The organism is Streptomyces milbemycinicus (assembly GCF_002154605.1).
Taxonomy (GTDB): Bacteria; Actinomycetota; Actinomycetes; order Streptomycetales; family Streptomycetaceae; genus Streptomyces; species Streptomyces milbemycinicus.
Genome location: NZ_MUNE01000515.1, coordinates 1 through 2,377 on the forward strand (window position 1 = coordinate 1; position 2,377 = coordinate 2,377).

The window sequence follows — 2,377 nt, forward strand, 5'->3', positions numbered from 1 at the left end:
TGGTCGCCACCGGCGTCGGGCCGCTGCGGCCGGAGGACGTGGGGTGGATCGACGGTGGGGAGGGGTTGGCGCTGCCCCCGCTGTGGGAGGCGGACCCGGCCGCGCTCACCGGCCGCACCGCGCTGGTCCTCGGCGCCGACCGGCCGCTCGGCACATTGCTGCGGGCCCATCCGGGCCTGGACAGCCGGTTCATCGTGGCCTGTCCACCGGGTGACGCGTACAAGGCCGAGGAGATCGCCGAGGACCCGCGGGTCGAGCTGGTGCCGGTGCGCCATCTGACCCTCGCGCCGCGCTTGCCCGGAGAGCCACCCGTGCCCAAGGCGCCACCCGTGCCCGAGGCGCCACTCACGGCCGAGGTGTTGACCGTGGACGGCGGCCGGCGGACCCTGACCGGCCACCGCGGGTTCCGCAACCTCGGCAGCGGCCCGACGCCGCCCGGCGGAGACCTCTCCGCCGACGCCTCGGGCTACTGTCCGCCCTCCCGTCAGCATCCGAGGGTCTTCACCGCGGGCGATCTGCGCTCCGCCCGCTTCCAGCGGATCGCGACCGCCATGGGGTCGGGCAGTGAGGCCGCGCTCAGCGCCTACTACGCATCACGCGACCTGCCGACGGAGGCGACGGATGATGTATCGCCCCGCGCATGACTCGGCGGTGAGACGGAGGGGGTCCGTCTCACCGCCGAGGGGAGCACGCCGCGGATGGCGGCGGTGGATGTGGCAGTGGTTGTGGTGGAGGCCGGCCAGGTCAGACCGTGACGGGCACCTTGGTCTCGCCGCCGCCACCGGCCCCGGTGGCGGGCTCGCCGTCGGCGGCCGGGGTGGCCGTCTCGGGCCGGGTGGTCTTCCGCATCCCCTTGAGGACGATGACCAGACCGGTCGAGACCGCCGTGCCCGCCGCGATGGCCAGCAGGTACAGGAACGGCTGGCCGATCAGCGGGACCACGAAGATGCCGCCGTGCGGGGCGCGCAGCGTGCAGTCGAAGAGCATCGACAGCGCGCCGGTGACCGCGCCGCCCACCATCGAGGAGGGGATCACCCGCAGCGGGTCCGCCGCCGCGAAGGGGATCGCGCCCTCGCTGATGAAGGAGGCTCCCAGCACCCAGGCCGCCTTGCCGTTCTCCCGCTCGGTCTTGGTGAACAGCTGCCCGCGGACGGTGGTGGCCAGGGCCATGGCCAGCGGGGGGACCATCCCGGCCGCCATCACCGCGGCCATGATCTTGAGGCTGCCGGTGCTCGGGTCCGACACCGCGATACCGCCGGTCGCGAAGGCGTACGCGACCTTGTTGACCGGGCCGCCCAGGTCGAAGCACATCATCAGGCCCAGGATGACGCCGAGGATGATGGCGTTCGTACCGGAGAGGCCGTTGAGCCAGTCGGTCATGCCCTTCTGGGCGGAGGCGATGGGCTTGCCGATCACCACGAACATCAGGAAGCCGACGATCGCCGAGGAGATCAGGGGTATCACCACGACCGGCATGATGCCGCGCAGCGACGCCGGGACCTTGAACCGCTGGATGCCCATGACGACCGCGCCCGCGATCAGACCCGCGACCAGACCGCCGAGGAAGCCCGCCTTGATGGTGGTCGCGATGTAGCCGCCGACGAAGCCGGGCACCAGGCCGGGCCTGTCGGCCATGCCGTAGGCGATATAGCCCGCCAGGACCGGCACCAGGAAGGTGAACGCGGCCCCGCCGATCTGGAAGAGCAGCGCCGCCCAGCTGTCCGTCTCGGTCCACACGAAGTGGTCGGCGACGGACTTGGCGCTCGCGATCTCGTAACCGCCGATCGCGAAAGCCAGCGCGATCAGCAGACCGCCCGCGGCCACGAACGGGACCATGTAGCTGACGCCTGTCATCAGCCACTTGCGCAGCCGGGTGCCGAAGCGGTCGCCGGACTCGCCGGCCCGGTCCATCGGCGCCGAACGGTCGGCGCCCGCGGAGGCGGCGGCCGGTGCGCTGATCTCGCCGCGCNNGCGCACCTCGGCGATCAGCTCCGCCGGGCGGTTGATGCCCGCCTTCACCCCGACGTCCACGGTCGGCTTCCCGGCGAACCGATCCTTGTCCCGCACCTCCACGTCATGCGCGAAGATCACCGCATCGGCGGCGGCGATGGTCGCGGGGGCGAGTCTGTCGAACCCGGCCGAGCCCTGGGTCTCGACCACCAGCTCGATCCCGGCGTCCTGAGCCGCTCTCTCCAGCGACTCGGCTGCCATATAGGTGTGGGCGATGCCGGTGGGGCAGGAGGTGACGGCCACGATCCGGAAGGGCGCGGATGCCGCGGGCTCGGGCCCGGCACCGGAAGCGGCCACACCCGCCGCGGCAGCCGCCTGACCGCCCGGTGTGGCGGTCGTCTGGTCGCCGGAGGCGTCGGCCGCCGGG

The 2,377-nt window shown here is 72.7% G+C and carries 1 protein-coding gene and 1 pseudogene; one reads left to right on the forward strand and one right to left on the reverse strand.

The genetic code is table 11. From position 1 onward, the window contains the following. Positions 1–644 (forward strand): annotated as a pseudogene (locus CCN51_RS36075) (pyridine nucleotide-disulfide oxidoreductase); the annotation flags it as partial. Between the two features lie 100 nt (positions 645–744). Here the strand turns inward: CCN51_RS36075 and CCN51_RS36080 are convergent. After that, the coding region (locus CCN51_RS36080; RefSeq protein ID WP_086860548.1) for a PTS fructose transporter subunit IIC at positions 745–2,377 on the reverse strand (1,633 nt) is incomplete at its 5' end.